Annotated in this window: 6 protein-coding genes; all 6 read left to right on the top strand. The window is 70.8% G+C overall.

Annotated elements, in window-relative coordinates:
* Positions 1 to 649 (top strand): proton-conducting transporter membrane subunit (locus tag VKG64_03320; GenBank protein ID HKB24061.1); only part of this gene is annotated, 649 nt, incomplete at its 5' end.
* Positions 646 to 2,070 carry an NADH-quinone oxidoreductase subunit N gene (locus tag VKG64_03315; protein ID HKB24060.1) on the top strand — a complete coding sequence of 475 codons (1,425 nt, stop codon included), beginning with the start codon at positions 646 to 648 and terminating at the stop codon, positions 2,068 to 2,070. The genes VKG64_03320 and VKG64_03315, both read left to right, overlap by 4 nt.
* 89 nt (positions 2,071 to 2,159) lie before the next feature.
* The gene (locus VKG64_03310; GenBank protein HKB24059.1) at positions 2,160 to 2,798 is read left to right on the top strand and encodes a TetR family transcriptional regulator C-terminal domain-containing protein; all 639 of its coding nucleotides are present in this window, start codon (positions 2,160 to 2,162) and stop codon (positions 2,796 to 2,798) included.
* The gene (locus tag VKG64_03305) at positions 2,795 to 3,403 is read left to right on the top strand and encodes a sigma-70 family RNA polymerase sigma factor (protein HKB24058.1); all 609 of its coding nucleotides are present in this window, start codon (positions 2,795 to 2,797) and stop codon (positions 3,401 to 3,403) included. The genes VKG64_03310 and VKG64_03305 overlap by 4 nt, the downstream gene beginning before the upstream one ends.
* Positions 3,404 to 3,498: 95 nt before the next feature.
* Entirely contained in the window at positions 3,499 to 3,810 is a 312-nt protein-coding gene (rplU, locus tag VKG64_03300) for a 50S ribosomal protein L21 (protein HKB24057.1), read from the top strand.
* Between the two features lie 3 nt (positions 3,811 to 3,813).
* Positions 3,814 to 4,015 (top strand): 50S ribosomal protein L27 (rpmA, locus tag VKG64_03295; GenBank protein ID HKB24056.1); only part of this gene is annotated, 202 nt, incomplete at its 3' end.

Here is a 4,015-nt window from a genome sequence, read left to right as displayed (position 1 = left end):
CTGGCTCGTGGGGACGATCGCCTGCGTCAACATCGTCTACGGCGCGCTCGCGGCGATGGCGCAGACCGACCTCAAGTACGTCATCGCGTACTCGTCGGTCTCGCACATGGGGCTCGTCATGCTCGGGGCCGCCACGCTGACGGAGGCCGGGCTCAACGGCTCGGTCTTCCAGATGTTCGCCCACGGGATCATGACCGGCCTCTTCTTCGCCCTCGTCGGGCTCGTCTACGAGAAGGCGCACTCGCGCGAGATCGGGCGGATGGGCGGCTTCGGCAGGGCCATGCCCGGCATCGCGACCGCGTTCACGGTGGGCGGCCTCTCCTCCCTCGGCCTGCCGGCGACCGCGGGCTTCATCGCCGAGATCCTGACCTTCATGGGGGCGTGGCGCTCCGGCCACCGCTGGTGGCTCTTCCCGGCGGTCGCCGGCACGTTCCTCACGGCCGTCTACGTGCTGCGGGTCGCGAAGCAGATCTTCTGGGGCCCGGCCTCGCCGCACTTCCACGACCTCGAGGACGCGCGCGGGCCCGAGTGGGTCGCGCTCGTCCTCCTGGTCGCGGTGCTCGTCATCTTCGGGATGGCGCCGGCGCTCGCGCTCGCCCCCGTGGACACCGCGACCGTGCCGCTCCTCACACGGATCCTGGGCCCGTGACGCCCGGTCTGGCGCGCGTGTTCCCGCTGGAGCTCGGCCTCGCCGCCCTGCTGCTGCTCGTCTTCGCGGCGAACCTCGTCCATCGCGGCGCCGACCGGCGGGCGATCTCCTGGCTCGCGACCGGCGGCGTGCTGGCGCTCACCCTCGCGAGCTTCCTCGCGGAGCCGGCGGGGCCGGCGCTCGGCGGCATGTTCGTGCAGGACGGGCTCGCGCTCTTCGCCAAGCGCCTCTTCCTCGGCGCGACGTTCATCGGCCTCCTCGCGTCTGTCTCGACGCCGGAGATCGGGCGCGGCCGGCGCGCCGGCGAGTACCACCTCCTGGTCCTGGCGTCGCTGCTCGGCATGCTCGTGCTCGCGTCGGCGCGGGACCTGATCCTCCTCTTCGTCGCGTTCGAGCTCATGTCCATCCCGCTCTACGTTCTCGCGGGCTTCTTCAAGCGCCAGGACGAGGCGGTCGAGGCCTCGCTGAAGTTCTTCCTCGTCGGCAGCGTGTCGTCGGCGGTGCTGGCCTACGGGCTCTCGTTCGTCTACGGCGCGACCGGCACGACCGACCTCGCGCGGGTGGCGCGCGCGGCGGCGGGCGGCCACCCGCTCCTCCTGCTCGGCCTGCTCGCGGCGTTCGCGGGCTTCGCGTTCAAGATCGCCGCGTTCCCGTTCCACATGTGGGTGCCGGACACCTACGAGGCGGCGAGCACGCCGTTCGTCGCCTGGCTCAGCGTGGCGCCGAAGGCCGCCGGCTTCGTGGTGCTGTTCCGGGTCTACTTCGAGGGCGCGGGCGAGCGCGCCGCCGCGTGGCTCCCCGTCGCCGCCGGGCTCGCGACGCTCACGATCGTCGCGGGCAACCTGATGGCGCTCCCGCAGCAGAACGTGAAGCGCCTGCTCGCGTACTCGGGGATCGCGCACATCGGCTACATGCTCGTGGGCTTCGCGGCGGCCTCGGCGTCGGGCGTGGCGATGGTGCTCTTCTACCTCGTCGCGTACGTCTTCGGGAACATGGGCGCGTTCCTCGTGGTCGAGGCGGTGGCGCGCTCCGAGGGCTCGGAGGCGACGGCCGCGTTCCGCGGGCTCGCGCAGCGCTCGCCCCTGCTCGCGCTGGCGATGCTGATCTTCCTGCTCTCGCTCGGCGGCATCCCGTTCGTCGCCGGCTTCTGGGCGAAGCTCTACGTCTTCTGGGCGGCGGCGCAGGCCGGGCTCTACTGGCTCGTGCTGCTGGGGGCGGTCCTCACGGTCGTCGCGCTCTTCTATTACCTCGTCGTGGCGCGGCGCATGTACATCGAGCCGCCCGAGCGGCCCGAGCGCGTCCGACTTTCCGGAACCCTGGCGCTCGCCCTGATCATCTGCGTCGCCGGCGTAGTGGCGCTCGGCCTCTATCCCAAGCCCGTCGTGATGGCCGCGCTCCGCGTCGCCGCGCCGCTCTTCTGAGCCGTAAGTAGCTGAAATAGCATCGGTGATCTCTCGACTTGCCTTATCGGCCGACGGCCTGTATTCTATGTACCGACCGGTTGGTACAGATGACGACGACCAAGACGAGCGACCAGGGGACGAAGACGAAGGAGGGCAGGTCCACGCGCGAGGTCATCCTCGCCGCGGCGACACGGCTCATCCACGTCCACGGCTACAACCACACCACGCTCGACGACATCCTGCGCGAGAGCGGCGTCGGCAAGGGGAACTTCTACTACCACTTCAAGAGCAAGGAAGACCTCGGCTACGCGATCCTCGACGAGATCGTCGCCTCCTTCCTCGAGCGCACGCTCGAGCCGTGCTTCTCGGACCCCGCCGCGCGGCCCCTGACTCAGATCCGCTGCTTCCTCGACCGGGTGCTCGAGGCGCAGCGCCAGCGCAACTGCGTGGGCGGCTGTCCGCTCGGCAATCTCGTGGCGGAACTGTCCGACGTGCACGAGGGCTTCCGCACGCGCCTGGCGCGCGTGTTCGCCGCGTGGCAGGCGCGGCTCCACGACGCGCTCGAGGCAGCGCGCCGGCGCGGCGACGTCGGCGAGGCGTGCCGGCCCGACGCGGTCGCCCACTTCCTCGTGGCCTCGCTCGAGGGCGCGATCCTCCTGACGAAGCTGACGAAGGACATCGGGGTCATGGAGCAGTGCGTGGAGGAGCTCAAGCGCTACCTCGCCCTCTACGAGCCCGGGACGTGACGCCCCTGGACGCGCAGCGGGTGGACGAGGACGCGCGGCTCGTGGAGGCGCTCCGCCGTGACGATCCCGCCGCGCCCGAGCATCTCGTGGACAGGTTCGGCGATCGCGTCTACCGCCTGGCGCTCCGCATCACCCGGTCCAACGAGGACGCGGAGGAGGCGGCGCAGGACGCGCTCTGGACCGCGGCGCGCAAGATCCACACGTTCAAGGGCGAGTCCGCGTTCGGGAGCTGGCTCTACCGCATCGCCGCGAACGCGGCCTACCAGAAGCTGCGCTCCCGCCGGACCAAGGCCGCGGAGGTCGCGCTGGACGACGTGCTGCCCGCGCTCGACGCGGGCGGCCGCCACTTCGAGCCGATGGACGACTGGTCCAATCGCGTGGATGAGCGGGCGCTCCAGGGCGAGCTGCGGGAGGTCCTCACGGAGGCGATCGACACGCTGCCGCCGGACTACCGGACGGCGCTCGTCCTCCACGACGTCGAGGGCCTGTCGAACCCGGACATCGCGGAGGCGCTCGGCATCAGCCTGCCGGCGGTGAAGTCGCGTGTCCACCGCTCGCGCCTCTTCGTGCGCAAGCGCCTCGCCGACTACATGAAGACCGCCTGATCGGCCTCGCGGACCCCGCCGGAGTTGACGCGGAGCGGCGCCGTGTGGTCTCATAGGTGCTCGTCATAACTCCCTTCTAGGAAGGTCCAGGGTCCATGGAAGCGGTCATCGCAACCGGCGGCAAGCAGTATCGCGTGGCGCCCGGCCAGGTCATCTCGGTGGAGAAGCTCCCCGGGGACCGGGGCGCGACGGTCGAGTTCCGCTCCGTGCTCCTCGTCACGCGCGACGGCCAGGTCATCGCGGAGCCGACGGCGCTCAAGGGCGCGCGGGTCTCCGCCGAGGTCCTGCGCCAGGGGCGTGGCCGCAAGGTGTCCATCGTGAAGTTCAAGCGACGCAAGAACTACCGCCGCCACCGGGGGCACCGCCAGGCGGCCACGACGGTCCGCATCATGAAGATCGAGGTCTAGGGCATGGCGCACAAGAAAGGCGTCGGCAGCTCGCGGAACGGGCGGGATTCGAACCCTCAGATGCTGGGCGTGAAGCGCTTCGCGGGCCAGTTCGTGACGGGCGGCTCGATCCTCGTGCGCCAGCGCGGGACGCGGTTCCGGCCCGGGCTCAACGTCGGGCTCGGCTCGGACGACACGCTCTTCGCGAAGGTGGACGGCTACGTCA

The sequence above is a fragment of the Candidatus Methylomirabilota bacterium genome (genome assembly GCA_035260325.1).
Taxonomy (GTDB): Bacteria; Methylomirabilota; Methylomirabilia; order Rokubacteriales; family CSP1-6; genus AR19.
Note: the sequence above shows the minus strand (reverse complement) of the source record. Positions and strands in the feature narration are given on the sequence as shown.

What these genes read in the sequence shown, in the direction of transcription:
- VKG64_03310 (HKB24059.1), top strand. Translation starts at nt 2,160, where the DNA reads ATGACGACGACCAAGACGAGCGACCAGGGGACGAAGACGAAGGAGGGC.
- rplU (HKB24057.1), top strand. Translation starts at nt 3,499, where the DNA reads ATGGAAGCGGTCATCGCAACCGGCGGCAAGCAGTATCGCGTGGCGCCC.